The organism is Methanobrevibacter sp. (genome assembly GCF_030539555.1).
GTDB lineage: Archaea > Methanobacteriota > Methanobacteria > Methanobacteriales > Methanobacteriaceae > Methanocatella.
Genome location: NZ_JAUNXX010000004.1, coordinates 56,515 through 78,835, shown reverse-complemented (window position 1 = coordinate 78,835; position 22,321 = coordinate 56,515). Strand labels below are relative to the sequence as shown.

23 protein-coding genes and 2 tRNA genes are annotated in these 22,321 nt (G+C 34.0%); 3 read left to right on the top strand and 22 right to left on the bottom strand.

All coding sequences use genetic code 11. The features are described from left to right. From Q4Q55_RS02175 to Q4Q55_RS02115, 13 genes are all read right to left on the bottom strand, one after another. Positions 1–296: TCP-1/cpn60 chaperonin family protein (locus tag Q4Q55_RS02175; RefSeq protein ID WP_303371175.1), on the bottom strand; the 296-nt coding region annotated here is incomplete at its 3' end. A 386-nt stretch (positions 297–682) separates the two neighbouring features. Next, positions 683–1,840 carry a hypothetical protein gene (locus Q4Q55_RS02170; protein WP_303371174.1) on the bottom strand — a complete coding sequence of 386 codons (1,158 nt, stop codon included), beginning with the start codon at positions 1,838–1,840 and terminating at the stop codon, positions 683–685. 230 nt (positions 1,841–2,070) lie between these two features. Next, positions 2,071–3,120, bottom strand: a complete 1,050-nt coding sequence (asd, locus tag Q4Q55_RS02165) for an aspartate-semialdehyde dehydrogenase (protein ID WP_303371173.1) — start codon at positions 3,118–3,120, stop codon at positions 2,071–2,073. Positions 3,121–3,129: 9 nt separating this feature from the next. Continuing rightward, positions 3,130–3,951, bottom strand: coding sequence for a 4-hydroxy-tetrahydrodipicolinate reductase (dapB, locus tag Q4Q55_RS02160; protein ID WP_303371172.1), 822 nt, complete (start codon positions 3,949–3,951; stop codon positions 3,130–3,132). A gap of 12 nt (positions 3,952–3,963) precedes the next feature. After that, positions 3,964–4,857 (bottom strand): 4-hydroxy-tetrahydrodipicolinate synthase, encoded by an 894-nt coding sequence (gene dapA / locus Q4Q55_RS02155; RefSeq protein WP_303371171.1) that lies wholly within the window; start codon positions 4,855–4,857, stop codon positions 3,964–3,966. Continuing rightward, on the bottom strand, positions 4,854–6,074 hold the full coding sequence (locus tag Q4Q55_RS02150; RefSeq protein ID WP_303371170.1) for an aspartate kinase: 1,221 nt from the start codon (positions 6,072–6,074) through the stop codon (positions 4,854–4,856). Before Q4Q55_RS02150 ends, dapA begins: the two co-directional genes overlap by 4 nt. Positions 6,075–6,260: 186 nt before the next feature. Next, positions 6,261–6,458, bottom strand: a complete 198-nt coding sequence (locus Q4Q55_RS02145; RefSeq protein WP_303371169.1) for a 30S ribosomal protein S17e — start codon at positions 6,456–6,458, stop codon at positions 6,261–6,263. Next, on the bottom strand, positions 6,445–6,786 hold the full coding sequence (locus Q4Q55_RS02140) for a chorismate mutase (RefSeq protein WP_303371168.1): 342 nt from the start codon (positions 6,784–6,786) through the stop codon (positions 6,445–6,447). Before Q4Q55_RS02140 ends, Q4Q55_RS02145 begins: the two co-directional genes overlap by 14 nt. A gap of 96 nt (positions 6,787–6,882) precedes the next feature. Continuing rightward, positions 6,883–8,406, bottom strand: coding sequence for a succinylglutamate desuccinylase/aspartoacylase family protein (locus Q4Q55_RS02135; RefSeq protein WP_303371167.1), 1,524 nt, complete (start codon positions 8,404–8,406; stop codon positions 6,883–6,885). Beyond that, positions 8,403–9,269 (bottom strand): shikimate kinase, encoded by an 867-nt coding sequence (locus tag Q4Q55_RS02130; protein WP_303371166.1) that lies wholly within the window; start codon positions 9,267–9,269, stop codon positions 8,403–8,405. Before Q4Q55_RS02130 ends, Q4Q55_RS02135 begins: the two co-directional genes overlap by 4 nt. Positions 9,270–9,271: 2 nt before the next feature. Beyond that, positions 9,272–10,351 (bottom strand): glycosyltransferase family 4 protein, encoded by a 1,080-nt coding sequence (locus Q4Q55_RS02125; protein WP_303371165.1) that lies wholly within the window; start codon positions 10,349–10,351, stop codon positions 9,272–9,274. Positions 10,352–10,555: 204 nt separating this feature from the next. Next, complete coding sequence (gene cbiD / locus Q4Q55_RS02120; protein WP_303371164.1) at positions 10,556–11,632, bottom strand: cobalt-precorrin-5B (C(1))-methyltransferase CbiD; 1,077 nt, start codon at positions 11,630–11,632, stop codon at positions 10,556–10,558. 35 nt (positions 11,633–11,667) lie between these two features. Next, positions 11,668–11,928: a thioredoxin family protein gene (locus Q4Q55_RS02115; protein WP_303371163.1), complete on the bottom strand. Its 261-nt coding sequence runs from the start codon at positions 11,926–11,928 to the stop codon at positions 11,668–11,670. 133 nt (positions 11,929–12,061) lie between these two features. Between Q4Q55_RS02115 and Q4Q55_RS02110 the strand changes: the two genes are divergently transcribed. Then, positions 12,062–14,143, top strand: coding sequence for a DEAD/DEAH box helicase (locus Q4Q55_RS02110; RefSeq protein WP_303371162.1), 2,082 nt, complete (start codon positions 12,062–12,064; stop codon positions 14,141–14,143). 24 nt (positions 14,144–14,167) lie between these two features. Here the strand turns inward: Q4Q55_RS02110 and Q4Q55_RS02105 are convergent, their stop codons facing one another. After that, positions 14,168–14,464: a DUF2098 domain-containing protein gene (locus Q4Q55_RS02105; protein WP_303371161.1), complete on the bottom strand. Its 297-nt coding sequence runs from the start codon at positions 14,462–14,464 to the stop codon at positions 14,168–14,170. Between the two features lie 12 nt (positions 14,465–14,476). Continuing rightward, positions 14,477–14,758: a PRC-barrel domain-containing protein gene (locus Q4Q55_RS02100; RefSeq protein WP_303371160.1), complete on the bottom strand. Its 282-nt coding sequence runs from the start codon at positions 14,756–14,758 to the stop codon at positions 14,477–14,479. A 108-nt stretch (positions 14,759–14,866) separates the two neighbouring features. Here Q4Q55_RS02100 and Q4Q55_RS02095 point away from each other — a divergent pair, with 108 nt between their 5' ends. After that, on the top strand, positions 14,867–16,531 hold the full coding sequence (locus Q4Q55_RS02095; protein ID WP_303371159.1) for a tRNA uridine(34) 5-carboxymethylaminomethyl modification radical SAM/GNAT enzyme Elp3: 1,665 nt from the start codon (positions 14,867–14,869) through the stop codon (positions 16,529–16,531). Positions 16,532–16,587: 56 nt separating this feature from the next. Continuing rightward, positions 16,588–17,316 (top strand): deoxyribose-phosphate aldolase, encoded by a 729-nt coding sequence (deoC, locus tag Q4Q55_RS02090; protein WP_303371158.1) that lies wholly within the window; start codon positions 16,588–16,590, stop codon positions 17,314–17,316. Between the two features lie 105 nt (positions 17,317–17,421). Here deoC and Q4Q55_RS02085 read toward each other — a convergent pair. From Q4Q55_RS02085 to tes, 7 genes are all read right to left on the bottom strand, one after another. Then, positions 17,422–17,494, bottom strand: a tRNA-Phe gene (locus Q4Q55_RS02085). A 3-nt stretch (positions 17,495–17,497) separates the two neighbouring features. Then, a tRNA-Val gene (locus tag Q4Q55_RS02080) sits at positions 17,498–17,569 on the bottom strand. Between the two features lie 170 nt (positions 17,570–17,739). After that, entirely contained in the window at positions 17,740–17,940 is a 201-nt protein-coding gene (locus Q4Q55_RS02075; RefSeq protein ID WP_042691314.1) for a histone family protein, read from the bottom strand. Between the two features lie 199 nt (positions 17,941–18,139). After that, a complete protein-coding gene (locus Q4Q55_RS02070; protein WP_303371157.1) occupies positions 18,140–19,420 on the bottom strand; it encodes a tRNA (N(6)-L-threonylcarbamoyladenosine(37)-C(2))-methylthiotransferase in 1,281 nt (426 codons plus the stop codon). Between the two features lie 2 nt (positions 19,421–19,422). Then, the gene (locus Q4Q55_RS02065; RefSeq protein WP_303371156.1) at positions 19,423–20,049 is read right to left on the bottom strand and encodes an HVO_0476 family zinc finger protein; all 627 of its coding nucleotides are present in this window, start codon (positions 20,047–20,049) and stop codon (positions 19,423–19,425) included. Positions 20,050–20,072: 23 nt separating this feature from the next. Beyond that, positions 20,073–20,558 carry a homoaconitase small subunit gene (gene hacB / locus Q4Q55_RS02060; RefSeq protein WP_303371155.1) on the bottom strand — a complete coding sequence of 162 codons (486 nt, stop codon included), beginning with the start codon at positions 20,556–20,558 and terminating at the stop codon, positions 20,073–20,075. Between the two features lie 110 nt (positions 20,559–20,668). Continuing rightward, positions 20,669–22,165, bottom strand: a complete 1,497-nt coding sequence (gene tes / locus Q4Q55_RS02055) for a tetraether lipid synthase Tes (protein WP_303371154.1) — start codon at positions 22,163–22,165, stop codon at positions 20,669–20,671. Positions 22,166–22,321 lie beyond the last annotated feature (156 nt).

The window sequence follows — 22,321 nt, the reverse complement described above, 5'->3', positions numbered from 1 at the left end:
ACTGCAGTAGTAGTTCCATCTCCAACTTCGTCTTCTTGGGTTTTTGCTACTTCTACGAGCATTTTTGCTGCAGGATGTTCAATATCCATTTCTTTTAAGATTGTAACACCGTCGTTGGTTACTACAATATCACCAAGTCCGTCAACTAACATTTTGTCCATTCCTTTTGGACCTAAAGTAGTTCTTACAGTTTCAGCTAATACTTTACCAGCTAAAATGTTATTTCTTTGTGCATCTCTACCGACAGACCTGTTAGTACCTTCAGGTAAAATAAAAATTGGTTGTCCTTGTGCCATTAATAATCACCTTTTTTAATTTTTAAATAATTAGATCAGTTTAATTATCAACATGAGAAAATAAGTTATAGTGTTGACTAAACCTTTCTACATAATACATGAGTTTAAGGTTATATAAATACTTTATGGTATAAAGTAAACTAAAGTAAGAAAAAAGAAAACCCCCATTGCGGATATCCGGTAAACTGAAAACACAACACAAAAAACTTTCATTATTCTTGATTTTTCATACAATAATCATGACACTTACATACTTATCCATTAAAATTATAAAAGGACATATTGATTATTCTGAAAGAACAATAGAAAAAATGTCAATGATGCGCGGACATGTAGATACAATAATCTAAAAAATATAATTAAAAAAAGTTAAAAAATAGGTAGAATTATCTACCTTGTTTTTTCTCTAATCTGAAAGGCGGAGTGATATCCATGGTATCATAAGCTTCCTGTTCTTCTTGAAGCTCATTGAAGAAATTATTAATTTCCTCCAACCTTTTAATTTTATCATTTTTCCTGTTTAACTCATTTTGGAGTTTAAGGTAATCTTCTTTAGGAATTGATTGTTCTTTAAGATACTTGAGCTCATTATTTTTAGCTGCAAGTTCTCCTTCCAATTTAGTTTGAAGGGAAATATAATCTTCACGAGGAATGGATTTTTCTTTCAAGTATTCAAGCTCAGTGCTAGTGGCTGCGAGCTTACTTTCCAATTTGTTTGTAACGGAAAGATGTTCTTCTTTAGGAATTGTTTTTTCTTTGAGATTATTCAATAAGGTATCTAAGTTATTAATCTCATTTTCGAATTGGGATTGTAAATTATTGTATTCCTCTTTAGGGACAGAGTGTTCTTTTAAGTTAGTTATTTCAGCATCCATGGCACTGATTTCAGATTCGAATTGGGATTGTAAATTATTATACTCTTCTTTAGGAATATATTGTTCTTTTAAAACATCAAGTTGAGTGTCTCTTTTAGAAATCTCACTGTCTTTAATTGAGATTTCGTTGTTTTTGAGTTCAATCTCCTTTTCGAGTTCCATAATCTGATTCTGGAATTCAACATTATTTTCAAGTTTTAGAACTTTGATTTTATACTCATCGATTGTTCTTGAAAGAGAATTGATTTGAGCATCTTTTTCAGCTACACTTCTAAAAGATTCATTTAATCTTTCATTAACATCTGCCAATTCTTTTTTCTTATAGTCTCTCAATTGTTCGGCAAAATATTCTTTAATCTCATCAAGTGAATTATTAACATAATCCAATTCATAAATACGATCTTCTTGATTTTTAATTAAACTATCTTTTTCATCAAGCTGTCTTTTCAATAGATTAATTTCATCTTCTGCTTTAAATTTAATAACAGAAACTTCTTTTTCCTTCTCTACAATATCTTTTTCAAGTTCTTTTATCCTTAATGGAGTGTTATCATTTGCTTTTTCAATTTCCAGCTTTGTTAAATCCAATTTAAGCCGATTAAGCTCCAATAGGCAAGACCGAATTAAAGATTGTAGAGTATCTTTTTCAGCATCAATTCCTATTTCCATTCTATCCCTTAGTTTAAATTTTTATCCCAATATCGATTTCAAATTACATCAATTAATGAATTCGATAATTTCGATATATTGTACAATATAATTCCTTGATATAAAATATTAATTTTATACTATTTAAATTAAACCCTTAAATTAACCTAAAAATAAAATTAAAAACAATTAGAAACAAGAGAGAAAAAATAGAAAATATTAAAAAAAATAGAAAAAATAAATGGATAAAATCAGAGGATTTTATCATTAATTAATTCAGCATTTAAAATAGAAGCTCCAGCTGCACCACGTACAGTATTATGGCCAACTAGAACATATTTGAAACTGTTATCAAATACTGTATCTTTTCTTAATCTACCCACGCTAACAGCCATACCATTACTTGCATTTCTGTCCATTCTTGGTTGTGGCCTGTCCTCTTCTTCTCTGACAATTACAGGATTTTCAGGAGCGGAGAATAAATTAAGTTCTTGTGGCAATCCTTTGAAGTTTGCCATACTATCTTTAATACCCTCAATGTCAAAGTCATCATCCAACTCAATAAATACCGCTTCAGTATGACCATCGATGACAGCTACCCTATGACAAGATGCACTTAATTTGAAATCTGCACGAACAACATCTCCACCATCGTAGGAACCCAACAGGTAAAGTGATTCGCTTTCCATTTTTTCTTCTTCCCCTCCAATGTAAGGAACGAGATTATCAACAATAGCCATTGATGGTACTCCATTATAACCTGCACCGGATACCGCTTGCATTGTTGAAACCCTAACGGAATTAACATTAAAATTATCAACAATAGGCTTTAATGTTAATGCCAAAGCAATAGTTGAACAATTTGGATTGGTGACAATGAATCCGTCCCAGTCATTTTCCTTTTGCTGAGCATCAATCATGTCTAAGCATTGAGGATTAACTTCAGGAATCACCAATGGAATATTTTTCTTCATCCTGTGCGCACTTGCATTACTTGCAACAACATAATCTTTAGCAAAATCTTTTTCAACTTTTAGGGCAAAATCAGCAGGAAGTGATGAAAATACAATATCAACATCATTATCCATTGCATCAGGATCAGTTTCTGTGACTATGATGTCCCTAACAGATTCCGGCATTTCAGTATTCATATACCAGGTTGTAGCATCCTCATATCTTTTACCGGCAGAACGAGAAGATGCCGCCAAAGCAGTAATTTCAAAATCAGGATGGTTTGCGAGCAATTGTATGAATTTTTGACCTACCATCCCAGTAGCACCGAGAACTCCAACATTTACCATATAAATCACCTATTCTAAACCTAAAACATCATTCATACTACTTACAACACCTCTTTCAGCAGCAGGAACATATCTGATAGCTCTAATAACACCTGCAATAAATACTTCTCTAGTATGAGCCTGATGTTTAATTTCTAATCTTTCGCCTTCACCAACGAACATTACTGTGTGGTCTCCGACAATGTCTCCACCACGAATTGCGTGAACTCCAATTTCTTCTTTAGTTCTTTTGCCGACCAAACCGTGTCTGCCATAAACACCGACTTCTTCAGTGTCACGGTCTAGTTCACCTGCAATTACTTCAAATGCAGTCATGGCAGTTCCGGATGGAGCATCTTTCTTTTGATTGTGGTGAGCTTCAATAATTTCAATATCAAAATCATATAATAATGGAGCTAATTTTTTCAGGGTATTGAAAAATACATTTACTCCAATAGCCATATTTGATGAAATAACGGCAGAAACATTATTGTCTTTAATGTTTTTAATGTTTTCCGCCATTTGTTCTTCACTGAATCCTGTTGTACCAACCACAACAGAAACTCCGCAAGATGTGGCTATTTTAATGGTTTCAACTGCTGCAGGAGCAATAGTGAAATCTACAAGAACTTCAGCACCGGATGCCTTTAAGGTTTCTTCCAAATCCTGAGATCCTACAATTTTAACTCCCAATTCATCAATTCCAGCTTGAAGGCCTGCATCTTTACCTGCAAGAGGAGTGTTAGGCATTTCAATAGCTGCAACTACTTCCATGTCATCTTGTTCAGTTATTCTTCTAATAATACCAGAGCCCATTCTTCCGGCCGCTCCGGTAACTGCAACTTTAATCATAATATAACCTTTTTATAATAAATCAGAATCTTTTAATGCTTTTTTAAGTATTTCTAAATTTTCATCTTTCATTTCAGCCAATGGTTGTCTTAGAGGTCCTGAAGGAAGACCCATCAAATTCATGGCAGTTTTAACAGGGACAGGATTACTTTCTATGAAAAGAGCTCTGATTAATTCAAGCATTTCATAGTGAAGTTCAATAGCCCTAGCATAATCATCATTCAATATGCTGTCAACCATTAAAACCATTCTTTTAGCATCAATATTGGCAGAAGCACTGATAACTCCAGTTCCACCAACAGCCATAATAGGCAAAGTCAAAGAATCTTCCCCTGAAAGTATATTAAAATCATCTTCAAGCCCTTCATGTTGCAATGCTCTGTAGATGTCAGATACCTTATCAACACTTCCGCTGGCTTCTTTAACTGCATCAATGTTGTCAATTTTAGCCAATTCCACAATAGTTTCAACATCCATATTAATTCCAGTACGGGACGGAACATTATAAGCAATTAATGGGATATCAGTTTCCTCAGCAATAGTCCTGTAATGTTCAACCATGGCATGCTGTTGCGGTTTATTGTAGTATGGAGTGATTAACAATGCTGCATCTGCACCAGCATCATCGGCAAATTTGGTAAGAGATAAAGCTTCTGAAGTAGCGTTACTTCCAGTTCCCGCTATGGTTTCTACCCTGCCATCAACTTCATCAACTAAAATTTCGATTATCTTTTGATGTTCTTCATGGCTAACTGTGGCGGATTCACCAGTAGTTCCTGCTCCAACCAAACCAGTTACGCCTTTGTCAATCAAATAGTTTATATTAGACCTAAAACCATCTTCGTCAATTTGTTTATCCTCATTAAAAGGAGTTACCATTGCAACATATGTACCTTCAAAATTCATTCTAAAACCTCGTTAACTAAATCACGTGCTTGTTCACCATCTTTCCAATCGACAAATAATACAATTGCAGTTTGTGATGAAATAATCTCTACAATATTAATATCATTTTTTCTTAACGGTTCAGTAATATCTGAAATAATTCCTGGTGTGTCAATAATATCCGGACTTACAAATGTAATCATTGCAGTGTCTCTTCCCAATGATAATGAACTTAATACATCATTTTCCACAACAAATTGATGCAATAAATGATATGCTTTGTTTGAATCTGATTTATCAACAAATGCAGTCATTGAATTTTGACCTGCAGAAATACCAAATATATTAATATCCTCATCAGCAAGACATCCGGTTAAACCAGCAAATAAACCGACTTTTTTAACCATTGCCTCACCAACAATAGCAATAAGAGAAATAGGATTCTTATAAAGTGATACGCATTTTAACATTTCACCTTCATAAGGTCCCACAATACGGGTACCCTTTGAAGTTAAATCGCCATGCGCAAAATTGATGATTTTTGCACTTATTAATGGATCTTTATATTTTAATGCATGTGGGTGAAGGACCTGTGCTCCATGAGTAGCCAAGTCTCTCATTTCTTCAACTGAAATTTCATCAAGTAATCTTGCACTTTCAATTTTGTTTGGGTCAGTTGACATTACACCATCCACATCAGTGACAATAATGACTTCATTAGCTTCCAAACAGTGCCCAATCAAAAATGCTGTGATATCACTGCCTCCCCTTCCGAGAGTGGTAATTTCGCCACTTGGTCCTTTTCCTAAAAATCCGCAAACGACAGGTATAATTCCTTGATTAACAAGCCTTTTGATTCCTTCAATTTTGATGTTTGTAGTTTTGAAATCTATTTTTGCTTCCAAAGAATTAGAATCAGTCATAATCGGCCATAAATCATTATAAGGATCGATGAATTCGGACTTGACTCCTAAAGATTCAATAGTTGCAGAGAATAATCTTGCACTAGTTAATTCACCCATAGCCATAATTTCTGCCTTCTGTTTGTCAGTTAATCCTGCACCAATAGCCTCATCAGACAATCCAATGAGTTCATCAGTAGTCTTATTAACAGCTGAAACTACAACTACGACCTGATTACCTTTCATATATTCATTTACCACGGACTGCGCCGCTTTTTTAATTCTGGAACCATCACCTACCGAGGTTCCACCAAATTTTGCTACTATTAAATCCATTAAGTTCACCTATTTCTAAAAAAATTCATTGAAATTTTGCTAAATCATTGATTAAACAAAATATACATATCTATTTTTATACAACCATATTAATAAACTTTATAATATATGAGTTGATAAATTATTGAAAAATATAAAAATATTAAAAAAAGATTAAAAAAAAGAGTAATAAAATATGAGACAAGCCTAATCTCGGGTTTGTTCGATTCTAACAAGTCTTGTTACATATCCTGCAATTTTATTTCTTAAATGTTTAGTACTTACAGTAGAGTATTCTTGTACTAATTTTTTGTTTTCTTCAAAATCAGTAGTGAAAACACCTTTGTGAGTTTCAATAAGTTCTTTAGCTAAACGTTTAACAAATGAAGTTCTAATATTTCCCATCAACATTCCTCCTTATAATTTTCTTTTGCTCATTTTTATTTAAAATAGTCAGCATGTCTAATATTTGATCGATAATATCCACATCAAGATTTTTTTCTTCAGATACCCTTCTAACTTTTTCATGGATTGCATCTTCCCTAGATTTATCGTAAATTGGCATATCAAGATAATCCTTTGCAAGAACAATATCCTTCGCAAGAGAGGTTCTCTGAGAAATTAAATCAAATAACTCATTATCAATTTCATCAATGCGATTTCTAGACTCTAATAGAAGTTTTTTTGCTTCATTTTCATTATTAAAAGATTTGATTTCATAATTTTTAGTCAAAGAAAATCACCAGTTTTTGATAATAATGATAATAATATAATTTATTATTATCCTAGTATATAAACTATATGTTAACTACACTCCAATTGATGCTGATTACAGAATTCTGTTATATACTAAAAACTGATTTATCATCCTATACGACAAATTAACCCTGGCCGGAACCAAAGTATTTACTTTACTAATGACCTCACATATAACGACAGGAGTGCCTTTGCTGTTAGCATAATCAGCTAAAGACCATCTGTAAACTTGTCCTGCATAATTGTAAAACTTTTTGTTTACATTGCAGCTTTTAGCAAGATAATTTGTAAGCGGGATGCAACCTTTTGCAGGATATTTATAACCCAAGATGATATTTTCCCCAGGATCTCCAGGTCTTTCAGTACTGTGGAAATCCCCATAGGAATCGCATTTATAGTGAAGTATCAATTTGATAATATTATTTGAAACAGTTCCGGGCACATGAGCCACTCTGTTAAAATCATAATTTGTGAGCCTTACATGCTGATTAATAGCTTTAACATTAACAAATGGTATTATGTAGACAGTTCCCTTAACTGGCTTGTTTGTTAGATATGCAATTGTTCTCATCATTGCCACTTGAGAGGGAAGTTCGTTTCCATGAACTCCTGAAGTCATAAAGACAGATTTTCCATTGCCTCCCTGAATAATCAACAATGGTATTCCAAATTTTGTAGCTTTGACTGCATTTTTAACCCAATAATTGTTAGGCATGTTGTTATAAATTAAAGGAGCGTTTGAAACATCTCCGCGAAGACCCCAGTTTAAAATTTTTAATGTTATTCTGTTTTTAACAACATATTTATTCATTCCGGATAGCTTATCTACCGAATAACTAATCAAATAGCATCCTGCAGCATAGTTAAGCTTTAAGATAGCATAACCTTTAGAATCTGTCTTTTTATAGTAAGTCTTTTTGTCAACTTTAAAAATTACCTTAACTGCCTTCATGGCTTTTCCATTATTGTCAATGACCCTTAACTTATAGTTTACAGTCTTTCCATAGACTGATTGAAGATTTTGTGAAAAAGTCCTTGATTTAAATAAATGAATATTCTTTTTAAGTGAAAAACTCTTGTAAGTTAATTTAATATTATATTTTCCAACCTTTGCAGGAAGTTTCAGGCTAACAATGCCCTTTTTATTAGTTTTTTTAGTATATGATTTCCCGTCGAATGTTATCTTAACTTTCAAACCGGATACTGGCTTACCGCTTGAGTTTACAATAGTAAATTTATAAACCGGTTTGCTTTTGTAATAAGCAACCAAATCCTTTCCTTTAATTTTAACTTTATTGGAGGAATGGGTTTTTTTTGAAACGGAGGCATTATTAACATCCTTTGAAGAACCGTTTTTATCTTGCGAATCATCCTGAGATGCATCAGATTCATTTTCCAAATACAAATCATCATCCACTAAAGAGACATCATCATGTTCAACACCGCCTGAACATACATCAGAATCATCAGCAGTTACACTCCCCATATCCTGTTCACCATCAACGGAACTGACATTAAAATCATCTGCACTTTGTGACGCTGAAACGGCCGAAATACTTACAAACAAAATTACAATTATTAAAAGCAATTTTTTCATAATTCAATACACCCCCCATTATCAACAAAAGTTCTAAATACCTTTCCTTCATATTTACTCCAGGATTCTTCAACATCATCAATTGAATCGTCATTAACTACCGCCACAAATGAAGATCCAGTACCTGACAATCCTGATGCAAGAGCTCCCGCTTCAAGAGCGTCAATTGCAACTGTTGAGTCAAATCCTAATGTTGCAGAATAAATCAGACCGTTCAGATTAATAGCTTTAAAATAATTTCTTTGTTTTGCAAATTCAAAAGCGGTTTCAACAAGAGGAGACAATAATTTCATCCGTTCAGGATTTGAATCTCCAGATTTTGAATAGAAATTAGGCATATAAACTAAAATAGGATATTCATCCATTTTTTCTTTGATGATGAATTTTCTGTTTTTATTATCAGTTACAACAACTCCTCCAAAATAGGATGCGGTTGCATCATCAAAAGAACCGGTTATTGTAACGCCCGCTTCAAGAGAAGCATCAATAGCCAGATTAATAATTTCCAAATCGTCAAGAGGTTTTAAATTAAACTCTTCGCAAAGGACTAAAGAAGTCGCTTTAACTATTGCATTGGATGAGGCACTACTGCTTGAAAGGCCAGATGCCATAGGCAGGTTAGATTTAGTTTTTAATTCTATTCCAAATTCATCTGCATCAATATTATAATGATCGAATACTTTTTCGGCGCACAACTCCATCAAGTAATTGTCTGCGCCCACATCATTGAAACATTTAATTGAATTGGGTAATACTTTAGCTTTACATTCAATATCTAATCCTATGCCGAATGCAGAGCCGAAACCCGTTGCAATTGCATTGATTATTGTTGCTGAACCAGGTGATCTGACAATTCTTTTCATTGCTACACCTCATCATATGGAATGGTAACTGTCGAGAAATCCATTGCTCTTGGCCTTGCATTTAATGAGAGAACATATCTAAAATTTTCATCATTAATCATTTTATCAATAGCTTTTGCAATGGAAGGTATTTTATTTGGGTTGACAAGCAATCCAACATCTTCAGTTATAATTTCGGTAATTCCCCCAACGTCACTACCTATAACTGGTTTTCCGCAAGCTAAAGCTTCGATTAAAACCAGTCCGAAACTTTCAGATAATGAAGGCAATACTAAAACATCACAACTAGGGATAATGCATTCGACATCATCTCTAGCGCCCGTAAATATTACGTCACGAATATTTTCATCTTCGACTTTCTTTTTAAGTTTTTTAAATAGGGGGCCGTCCCCTACAACAACCAAATAATAATCGCTATTGGCAATTTTTTTAGCTTCCAAAAGGGAGTCGACATTTTTTCTTTTAATAAGATTACCTACAAAAAGAACTATTGGCTTATCAGTCAGTCCGAATTCCTTTTTAAACGAATCATCTTCCCTGTTTGAAAATTTATTAATGTCAACAGAATTCCAGGATAATCTGGTTTTGTTGGAAATGCCAACAACCCCTGTTGCTATAATTTCATGCCTTAATGCATTGCTTACTGCCAAAACAACATCTGCACTTTTCAACACTTTCCTAATTGTTGACCTCATTAAAGGCTGTTTTTTATACACTTCAAACATGTCGGAACCATGTGCAGTTATATAAGTTTTTATCCCATGCTCATTTCCAACTTCAACTGCAGCAGCACCTGCAGGGAAGAGATAATGTCCGTGAATAATGTCTATGTCTTCCTTTTCAACGAGTTCCTCTAATGCCTTTTTAGCATTAACCTTAAACATCATCCCCCGAATACCGGGAATATTAAGTCCTTTTGTGCCTATTACATGAATTCCATCAATATCCTTAATATCCTTATGAGGATATGTGATTACATAAACTTCATGCCCCTGTTTGACAAGTTCCTTTGATAATGTATGAATATGAACACCTACACCACCAACATGAGGTGGAAATTGACCGACCATTGCTATTTTCATAAAAATTAACCCCTTTATCAAATATATATTATGTAATTGTTACTTAAATAAGTTAGGTTATTGATTTAATTGTTTGAATTAATGGTTCATCCAAAATAACTTGGATAATTAAAATAAAAAAAGTTTTAAGTTATTAATAAAATATTTAAAGGCAAATAACATTAAATAGAATGATTTAAAAAGAGATTTGTTTCTATTTTGATTTTAAATGCCCATATTATCGTTTAAATAATTGCCTTCCATATCGACCAAGACAACATTTAAATCCAATTCAAAGCGTTGCATACATCTTTCACGAATAGCTGAGGCAATACTATTACAAACATCAGTGGACATATTAATTTCTTCCAAGATGGACATCATGTCATCAGTTGTTTTTGAATCGAATAATAATTGAAGATGTTTTCTGTCAACACCACAAAGAGCAGCATGGCTGACCATTATTTCACGCCTGCCGTCAGCCACGGCATGTTTTGTATCAAATATTCCTCCGGCAACCTTGATCAGTTTTCCGATATGTCCGAAGTACGTGAATTCAGTAATCCCACGTTTGGCGGCTTCCTCAAACATGAATCCAACGAAGTTACCCGTTTGAACAATCTGCTCTTTAGTAATGTCGAGTTTTTGAAGAGCCAGTTTTTCACCAATATTTCCCGGAACAAAAACCAAATCTCCAACATCAGAGGCCAAAGCAACATCCAATTGAGTGACAATTGAATTCTTATATGCCTCACTGGACATTGATCTTGCAATGCCTGTTGTTCCAAGAACTGATATTCCACCAACGATACCTAATTTAGGATTCATTGTCTTTTTAGCTATTTTTTCACCTTCAGGAATGGAAATAGTAACCTTGGCAACTTTACCCTCAGGAACTTTATCAGATAAGTTTTTAACAATCATTTTGCGAGGAACCGGATTGATTGCATAATCACCGACAGGAATTTGAAGGCCCGGCTTTGTGATTTTTCCAACACCTTTACCACCAGTTATAACAACAACAGAATTTTCATCAGTCCCATCAATTAATTCAACTGTAGAAACAATTGCCAAATCCACGGTAACATCAGGATCATTGTAAGGATTTTTGTGAGCTACAGCATAAGCTTTAAAAGAAGATAATCGTTTGCACTCATCAATAATGATGTCTAATGTGGTTTTAGGAGTTTCTACTTGAACGCATGCAATATCAGAATCATCCAAAATTGCATCTAAAGCTGCCAAAGAACATGCAGTTGCTACAGTGCCTGTTGTAACCCCTGTGTAATTGTCATTAGTCATTTTTAACAAAAAAAAGAATAAAAAAAAGAGCGAATCTATAAAGATTCGAGTTTTTCTATGAGTTCATCATCTGTTGGTGCTCCTACAAAAGCCACTTCACCGTCGATGACAATAGTAGGCACAGCCATAATTTGATAGTTAATTGCTTTTTGTCTATTTTCTTCACTTTCATCTATTTTAATAACTTCTACATCAATTGCATCGCCTAATTTATCTTTAGCAACTTGAGCAGCGTCAATTGCAGATGGGCAATGAGGACAAGAATTGGTTGAGAATACTTCTACTTTAATTGCCATTTTATTGTCTCCATATAAATTAATTTTAGTTAAACCTAGTTTATACTAACTGATATATAACTGTTACCACCCCACATTAGATTTCAAATGCTCTCTGCAAATATTTATTATTTATGAGAAAAATAAAATTTAAATGATTAACATGGAAAATCTACCAACTGATATCAAAAAAATAATTAATGGAGCGTATCCCTACATTAAAGAATTCAATCCTGCCCAAAAGGCAGTTATTGAATCAGGATATTTAGAGGACAAATCAAACTACATCATCTGTATTCCAACAGCAAGTGGAAAAACTGTTTTGGGAGTCTTGCCCGCACTAAAAACAATACTCGATGGTGGAAAAGCAGTTTACGCCGCACCACTTCTGTCAATACAAAATGAAAAAGTTAAAGAATTTAAAGCATTTGAAGAGTATGGAATTAATGTTGGAAAACACCCTTCCAATGCGGATTTATCAGTTATGGTTTTTGAGTCATTTGACGCGCTCACAAGATTTTCATGGGATGCCCTTCGTGATGTGGATACATTAATTATTGATGAATTTCATATGATTGGAGAATTTACAAGAGGCCCAACTCTTGAAGCTGCAATAACAAGAGCTAAAATAATCAATCCCAGCATAAGAATAATTGCCCTTTCGGCAACACTCAGAAATATTGAAGAAATTGAAGGCTGGCTTGAAGGAACTTGTGTCGAGCACGATTACAGGCCGGTGCCACTTCACAAGGAAGTTCTGGATGCTGAGATGTTCAACACCAAAAACAAAAATGACGTTGTTGTAAAAGTAATAGAAAAGGCCATAAAGGACAAATCACAGGCTCTGGCTTTTGTTTCAACAAGACGATTTACTGAAAGTCTTGCAACATACGTTTCAGGCAAAATCAATAAAAAAATCAACAAGGTGCAAAGGGAAAAATTCAAGGAAGTTTCAGAAAAGCTGCTTGAAGTTCCAAAAAAGAAGGGTTCCCTACCAACCAGCACATGTCTTAAATTAGCCGAAGTTGCCGAAAAAGGAGTGGCATTTCACCATGCAGGACTATTCAATGAACAAAAGGAAATTATTGAGGATGAATTCAGAGCAGGGAATATTCTGATGATTACCGCAACACCTAGTTTAATGTACGGAGTGAATTTACCTTCAAAATCTGTTGTTATCCGAGACCATACCCGTTGGACAAGTAACGGTCCTCAACCGATTCCTGTTTTTGATTATGAGCAAATGTCCGGAAGAGCTGGAAGACCACAATATGATGATGTGGGATATTCCTACCTTATCGCCAAGACCATGGACGAAGCATTGAACCTGGAAGAGTATTACATTGAAGGAGACATTGAACTTACAAACTCAAAATTAGTTGATAACAAGGATGCAATTTACAGACAGATTATTGCCCAGATTGCTTCATCACTTTCAAAAAATCTTGATGAATTAACCGATTTCTTTGGAAAAACACTTTACGGATATCAAATGAGCAATAACCCATCAATGTCCCTGTTTGCAGAGGACAGCTTAAGGTATGAACTTGAAACCGCACTTCAATTCTTACTTCAAAACGGAATAATAAGAGCAACACCCGAAGGACTTAAAACAACTGAATTTGGTAATTTAATAGCCAAATCCAATTATTCTGTTGAAACTGCAGTTAAAATCAAGGAATATATCACAACAATGAAAGGGTTTAATGCTGAAGAATTCATTTATGCCCTGTCTGAAACTCCGGATTTGCCATTAATCTCATTTAAAGGAAGAAAATCAAAAGATCCTGTGCGTGAAAAACTCTCAGAATACGGATTGTTTGCAGTGGATATCGCAAACCCCGAAGCAACAGCAGTTTCATTAATTGAATGGATTGATGAACGAAGCGAATATGACATTGAAAACAAATACAGAGTATATTCCGCTTCAACCAGAAGGTCCGCTTATGAGGCATCACGACTTGTAATATTTGCAAAAAGAACCTCTGAAGTTTTAGGCAGTTATTCCAACCTAAAGGACTTCGACTACTTATCCGCCAGATTATACTATGGAGTTAAAGAAGACATTATCCCGTTGGTTGTTGGAGTCAAACGTCTCGGAAGAAAAAGAGCTAGAAATGTTGTTCAGATATTCGGAAATGACTTAAAATCAGTTTCTGAAAAAGAGTTGCAGCAAATTGAGGGAATTGGTCCAAAATTAGCTTCAAAAATAAAGATATTTGCGGAAAATAACTAAAAAAAATAAAAAAAATAGGGGAGATTAACCTCCTCCTTCAGCAACATTAGAATCTAATTCAATATTTTCCAGGTCTAATGCTTTTTCTTTTAATGCTTCAATATCAATTTCATCATCATCATCAAAAGATTTAACTTTCAAATCCTTTTCATCAAGCAATTCAACCAATTTTGAGCGATACCATAAATCAGTTTTTTTAATTCTTACCCAGCCAATGTCATTTTCTGTCTTCAGGTCTACAACCTCACCTATTGTTCCTGTGTCGACATATCTGACATGGCTTCCAAGAGCAATTTCCTTATCTCTTGCATCAAGAACCATTTTACTACCTATTTATTCATCTTCGATTTCTACAGTAGTTGATTTAGCTGTTTCTTCTTCCACTACTTCTTCTTCTTTAGGAATTTCTTTGTTTAAGATAACATAAGCTCCGATAGTTGCAACATCATCAAAACTGATTTCGAGTTCATCTCTAGAGAAGATATTTTTTTGTAAAGTCAATACAATAGTTTCTATTTTACCAGTTGCAGGGTCAAAATCAACATTGTCAACTTTTCCAACTTCATATGCATTTTTATCTAAAACTACAGAACCAATAAATTCTTTAATTTTCATAATATCACCTTATTATATTATAATTTAATTACATATATATAAAACATTAACTATTTAAATATTGCAGAAAAAAAATTAACTATTAATTTAAAACTATTGGTGTAAAAAATGGAAAAAGCATGCAGGACAATAATCAACGATATTCTTAATGGAAAAATATCTACTCGACGTGATCTGGAAGTTGAAAAAAGACAACTTTGCAGAGATTTGAAACTATCACGATTTATGAGTAATGCTGACATTTTAGAATATGCAAAGCCTGAAGAAAAGGAAATCGTTTCCGGAATCCTTAAGAAGAAACCCACAAGAACAATGTCCGGCGTTGCAATAGTGGCCGTGATGTGCCATCCCCACAAATGTCCCCATGGAAGATGCTTTTACTGTCCTGAAAGTGACATAGCACCTCCAAGCTACACCGGTGAGGAGCCCGCTGCACTCAGAGGTAGAATGTATGAATTCCATCCATATGTCCAATGTTTTAATAGGCTGAAGCAGCTTAAAAAAATAGGCCATCCAATTGACAAAGTGGAATTGATTATAATGGGAGGAACATTCCCCTCAAGAGATTTATGTTATCAGGAATGGTTTACATCCCAATGCCTAAAGGCCATGACAGATTTTGGATTGATTCTTGAAAACAAGCCTACAAATTATGAATATAACCTTGATTATGATGAAATCAGGTCTTTTGAAAAGGGGATTTTGAAAACCTATCCTCCAAATGATTACGTTTTAATTAGTGATGTTCAAAAAGCAAATGAAAATTCCAAAGTCAGATGCGTTGGGATGACCTTTGAAACACGACCAGATTACTGTAAAAAGGAACATATCAACAGGATGTTGGATTTTGGAGTAACAAGAGTTGAACTGGGCGTTCAGACATTATCCGATGATTTGTATCTGAAAATTAAAAGGGGCCATAGCATTGCAGATGTGATTGAAGCAAATCAGCTTTTAAGAGATTCTGCGATAAAAGTTGCAATGCATATGATGCCGGGATTATTTGTAAGTGAAAATCAGGATTTGAAAATGTTTAAACAGCTGTTCAGTGATGATAACTTCAAACCGGATATGCTTAAAATATATCCCTGCCTGGTTACTGAAGGCAGTGAATTATATGACCTGTGGAAAAATGGAGGATATGCACCCTACACAGACGAGGAAGCTGTTGAACTGATTGTCAAAATCAAAAAAATACTTCCAAAATGGGTTAGAACAATGAGAATACAAAGAGACATTCCTTCAACACTTATTGAAGCTGGCGTTAGGAAATCCAACCTTGGAGAACTTGTCTACAATAAACTGGAAGAAAAGCATATCAACTGCCAATGCATCAGATGCCGTGAAATTGGCCATAAAAAGACAAACCAGGAGTACAGTTTGGATGATTTTGAACTTTTCAAGGAAACCTACACCGCATGTGAAGGTGAAGAAAACTTTTTATCTATAGAGGACCATAATGAGGAAAGCATTGCCGGATTTCTTAGGTTAAGATTTCCATCCAAAAATCACTTTAGAAAAGAAATCACCGATAAAACTGCACTCGTTCGTGAACTGCACGTCTATGGAAACATGATAAAGATTGGAGATAAAAATCCAAAAATAGGCCAACACACAGGATTCGGTGAAAGACTTCTAAAAGAAGCTGAAGACTTGTCGATAGACAATGGAAAAGAGGAAGTTGCAATAATCAGTGGAATCGGATCCAGAAATTATTATCGAAAATTCGGATATGAAAAGGTCGGACCTTACATGATAAAAAAATTGATATGAAAATATTTAAATAGTTCATTCGTGTAAATACTAACTAATTATAAGAGAGTGGTAATATGTACAATATAAAAAATTCAAGAGAATTGGCAAGTTACATCAATTACGTCAATTTAAACAACATCATAACCGAAGAGGAAATGAAAGAATTTCTAGAAAAGGCCAAAGAATCAACATTTAACTCTGTTGTCGTATCACCGACATATATTCCGTTGGCTAAAGAAGTTTTATCCGATACCGACATTAAGGTAGGCAGTGTTGTTGGATTTCCATTAGGCTTTGAAGATACTGAAACAAAAATAGCCGAAACAACCGCTTTAATTGATAAAGGCGTGGATGAGCTTGAAGTTGTAATTAACTTAAGCTATTTGAAAGATAAAAAATATGACTTAATCGGAAAAGAAATTGAAGAAATCAAGAAAGTCATGGGCGATAAAATATTAAAAGTCAACATTGAAGTCAAAGCCCTTGACGATGCTGAAAAATCAGCCATTGTACAAGTTGCCCAAAAGGCAGGAGCGGACTTTATTAAAACCGCAACAGGATTTGTAACCCCATGCCACATTTATGAAATTGTAAATGACATTAACATTATCCAAAAATACGCTCCAAAAATCAAAATCGAAATTTACGGTGGAGTGGACAGCTATAAAATAGCCAACCAGGTTTTAACTGCGGGTGCAGATAAAATTGCAAGTAATTACGGATACGAAATTGTAAAAAGATACAAAGAATTACGTGAAAATACCCAAGTGAAACCAAAACCAATTACCTTAACAAAAAAATAAGGTAATTAATCCTTTCTTTTTTTAAATTTTAATAAACACCACTTTACAAAGAGCAATATCACTAAAAAAAGCAGAAATTAATAAAAAAATAGCAATAAAAAGTAATGCCATGGGCCGGACTTGAACCAGCGACATCTAGATCTTCAGTCTAGCGTTCTCCCATCTGAACTACCATGGCATATGGACCGAACGAGATTCGAACTCGTGATCTCCTCCACGTCAAAGAGGAATCATACCCCTAGACCACCGGTCCTATACAACATACAGTAATTTGTCTTAAGTAATATATAAAGTTTACCGAAAAAGAATATAGGACAAGTTGTAAAAATAAAAGTATTTTAAAAATAAAAAAAATTGACCAAGAGAAATGGCCAATAGATTTTATTATATAAAGCTTTTTTTGAAAATAACCAATTAGTAAATCTATTTGATTGCTAATTTGATATCTTCAGCTTTTACAGTTTTTCTACCAGCATGGCGTGCGAAATTAACAGCTTTTTGTGCGATTTCGTCACCTTTTTCTTCTAATGCTTCAGCTAATGCAATTTTTGCATCGTCACTAATTCTTTGAGCGCCAGCATTTTTTAAGATACGACCGACTGGTGCGATTGGTAATTCACTCATTATTACACCTCCAATTAAATGATAGTACGCAATAGTATATAAAGGTATCGGTAAAACTCCATATTCTACCCCCATATTATAGTAGTAACCTTATCCTAAAATGCTTTTGAAAACTAGAAAAAAATATTGATATTGATTATAATTAAAGGATAAAACTTAGGTAAAAATATAAAAATAAGAAAAATTTAAAATAAAAAATTTATTCATTAATCAATTGGCTTTTAAGGTAAGTGGCAGTTGCTTCGGTTATTTTTACATCAACAAAACTTCCTAACTCAACATCATCAACAATAACTGGAATATAAGAATCAGTTTTTGCAATGAAACCTCCTTTAGAGCCTTTTTCCACAACCAATACTTTCTGATGAGATCCAACCAATTCTTTGTTCTCCTCTTCAGTGATTTCTGATTTAATTTCAGATAAAAATTTAGAACGTTTCTTCATTACCTCCGGCGGAATCTCCTTAAGAGAAGATGAAATTGCACCTTTACGATGCTGATATTTTGACAAATGAATTAGATTCGGCTTTACATTTTTAAGAAATTCGACTGTTTGATTAAAATCTTCATCAGTTTCACTAGGATAACCGACAATGATATCCACCGCCAAGGTTAAATCATGAATTTCATTTTTGAATTTTGAGACTATGTCCATGTACTGATGTAAAGTGTGACCCCGCCTCATTTCAGATAGGACCTTATCACTGCCAGATTGTATAGGCAAATGAATGAAATTATATACCTTCGGATGTTTCATTGCACAAATTATGTCATCAACATCATTCAGAATGTTTTTAGGGTGCATCATTCCAACACGAACACGAAAATCTCCTTCTAAATTGGCCACTTCTTCAATTAAATCAGATAGTTTTTCACCGCTGTCCCGGCCAAAAGCCGCAGTGTCTTGAGCGGTAAGCTGAATTTCACATGCCCCATTTTCAATTGCATCCTTTGCTTCTGCAACAATATCTGCAATAGGATAACTATTTAATGGACCTCGGGCAAAACGAGTGCAGCAAAATGTACATGCACCCAAACAGCCTTCACATATCTGAATTATATGAATATAACCATCATCTGCGAGTTTTGGAACACCCACTTTACTTTCCTTTGTAAAACCAGTTTCCCGAATAACTTCACCGCAATATGTTCCATTAACAACATCAGCGGACTTATTTAATTGATGAGGACCTATCCAGGAACAGTTCGGCCCAATTTTTTCTAATTTTTCAGGATCAATTTCAACCATACACCCACTGACAATAATTTTTTTATCTGGAAACTCCTTTTGAAGCTTCTGAATCCTGTATACAACTTTATTTTCAGTAGGCAATTTAACATAACAGGTATTTACAATAATAACATCAGCTTCATCAATAGAATCGGTAATATCTATTTTATTTTCTAAAAGCACACCCGCCATAATCTGTGCATCCGCTTTATTGAATGTGCATCCGTAAGAGTCAATATAAACTTTCATGGTTAATCTCGAATAGTTTTTTTAACAATGTCTTTAGTCAAATCATAGTCAAAATTGTTGAATTTGACAGGTTTTGAGTAAACCCTTTTAATTACCCCTGCTTTTGCAAAACCTGAAGTGAGTTTTCTTTCCTGAGTTTTAACAACATGCACCTTGACAATGTGATTTTCAATTTTAACTACATCCCCCGGAGCGATTTCAAAATCCCTGTCCAAATCAAGTTTATATGAATCCACATTACCATGCAAATCCACTGAAAAACCAATACGGGCGGGAATCTCAACTGAAGATGCCCAAATAGTATTTATATCTTCAATTTTAGAGTTATTTACTCTTTTATCATTAACTTCAATGCTGGTTACTTCAACCTGACCCAAATCAGACAGCAAAACATCTCCAACTTTTAGCTCATCACTTGGAGATAATTCAATAGTTGTCTTGTGAGATTTATCATGTTCAGATATGATTAATCTGTAAGGTTTAGGTTTTTTTAGAGAAATCACATCTTTAAAAACATGTCCACAATCTTCACATTTCAATAAATACTCTTCCATTAACTTTTTCTTTGATGATTTCTGCTTCGAGTTTAAAATTTCTATATCATCACTACCGCAAATCGGACAATCCATTTTAATACCTCTATAACTAAAAATTATTCATTATCATTTAAATAATGGTTAACTAATCCACCGTCTTCCAAAATATTTAACATAAATTCTTTGAATGGTTCAAAGGTGGCTGATTCACCTGTTGTTTGGTTTATCAATTCCCCTTTAGACAAATCAATAATTAAAATGTCACCATCTTCTGCTTCAATATCTGAAACGATAACTGGCAACCCAATATTAATTGCATTTCTGTAAAAAATCCTTGCAAAAGATTTGGCAACGATTGCATCGACACCCGCAGTTTTAATGGCGACTGGAGCCTGTTCCCTTGATGAACCACATCCAAAGTTTTCATCCGCTACAATAATATCTCCTTTTTTAACATTTTTTGTAAAATCCGGACGTTCACCTTCTAGTACATGATCCGCCAAATCCTGAGGATTGAATGTTCTTAAATACCTTCCGGGAATAATTACATCAGTATCAATATTTTCCCCAAAAGTCCATGTTTTTCCTTTAATAATATCCATTTATATCACTATAATAATCAATAAGAAAATAATGTAAATAAAAAATATCGAAGTATTCAGGGAAAACCCCAAATACAAAAATAAGTTTTTAGGTGATTTGATATGCTAGTTTATTTTAATGGTTTTGAGAATTCTTTTTCAACACCTTCACGATACATGGAATTCATAGTACAGAACGGAATGATTCTACCGTCAGGTGTTGCATAGTGAATAACACATTTTTTAACCCTATCTTCATCAAAGTTGAAAGGATCCATAAAGTGCATACAAGAAATAAGCATTGCATCTTTGGAAAAGTCACCCAATGCGTCATAATCCCCTTTAGCAAATACATTATATAACACTTTTGCAATGTCCAAATTTTTAGGAGATCTGCTTGTATGAATCATTTTAGCAAGATTTCCAGTTAAACCGGCGAGAACTCTCTTACGGGACCCAAATTTACCGCTTTTAAGTTTTTCATTGTATTCATCTAATTTGCTGCATAAGTCTTCAACATCAATGAAATCAGTGATTGGGATTAATTTATCCTTTCCATCACCTTCGGTTTTTTCTCTGAATACATAAGTAGCGATTCCACAATGTTCATGACAGTTTAAGGTCACCTTAGCTGATTCCTCACCATCCAATAGGGAAATGAACTCTGCAATTGGTTCAACGAATGAAGGCGGATAAAATGCATCTGTTGGAACTTGACCATCAGTTTCGCTTTCAATGATGTTGACAAAATCAGGAATAGTAATCCTTTGCTCTTCAACATGTTCTGATGGTGTTCTTCCTGAAAATGAAACCGGCTGGAAGTTAACACCATATATGATATCGTTATTGTCAAAAGCAAATTTGATTATCTCACCGACTTGCTGGTCATTAACACCTTTAACCAATGTAGGAACTAGAACAACTCCTAAACCTGCTTTTCTACAGTTTTCAATAGCCTGAAGTTTATCAGGAAGCAAATCCCTTCCCTTATTTTGAATATAAGGTTCTGGAGTTACACCTTCAAAAGAAAGATAAACAGTGTTCAAACCGGCTTTCTTTAAATCACTAGCCAAATTTTCTCTTTTAGCTAATCTAATACCATTAGTTGCTATTTGAACGTGAGTGAAACCTTCCTCTTTTGCCATCTTGATTAAATCAATGATGTCTTTTCTGACAGTAGGTTCACCGCCCGCATATTGAATAGCAGGACATGGATGAGGTTTTAAGTTTCTTAAATTTCTAAGCATTTGCCTTATTTCTTCCATAGTAGGTTCATATAAGTATCCTGCAGCAGCCGCATTGGCAAAGCAAACCGGACATTTTAAGTTACACCTATTGGTTACATCAATCAATCCTAATACTGTGGAAGTCTCATGTTTTGAACATAACCCGCAATTACTTGGGCATGATGCAGTATCTTCAACTGAAGGGTTTTCAATAGAGGTTATTGAAGGAGTAAACTTTTCCACCCTGTTGTATAAATCTTCATCACTCCAGTAAGTGTTTACAAATTCACCATGGTCGTCACAAGTTTTTTTGATGAAAATTTTACCGTCCTCATCATAAACCTCCGCTTCAAGTGGTTTGCCACACTCCGGACATAAACTTTTTGTAGTTTTAATTATCAAATCAATCACCTTACTAACAATTCTGTATCATTAGTATAAACTTACAATAATATTATATATTTAAAATAATTTAATATTTAAACTTAATTAATATATACTAGAAAATTCTTATATATAACATAATATTCTTAAAATAAACATGACTCGAGATTAAAT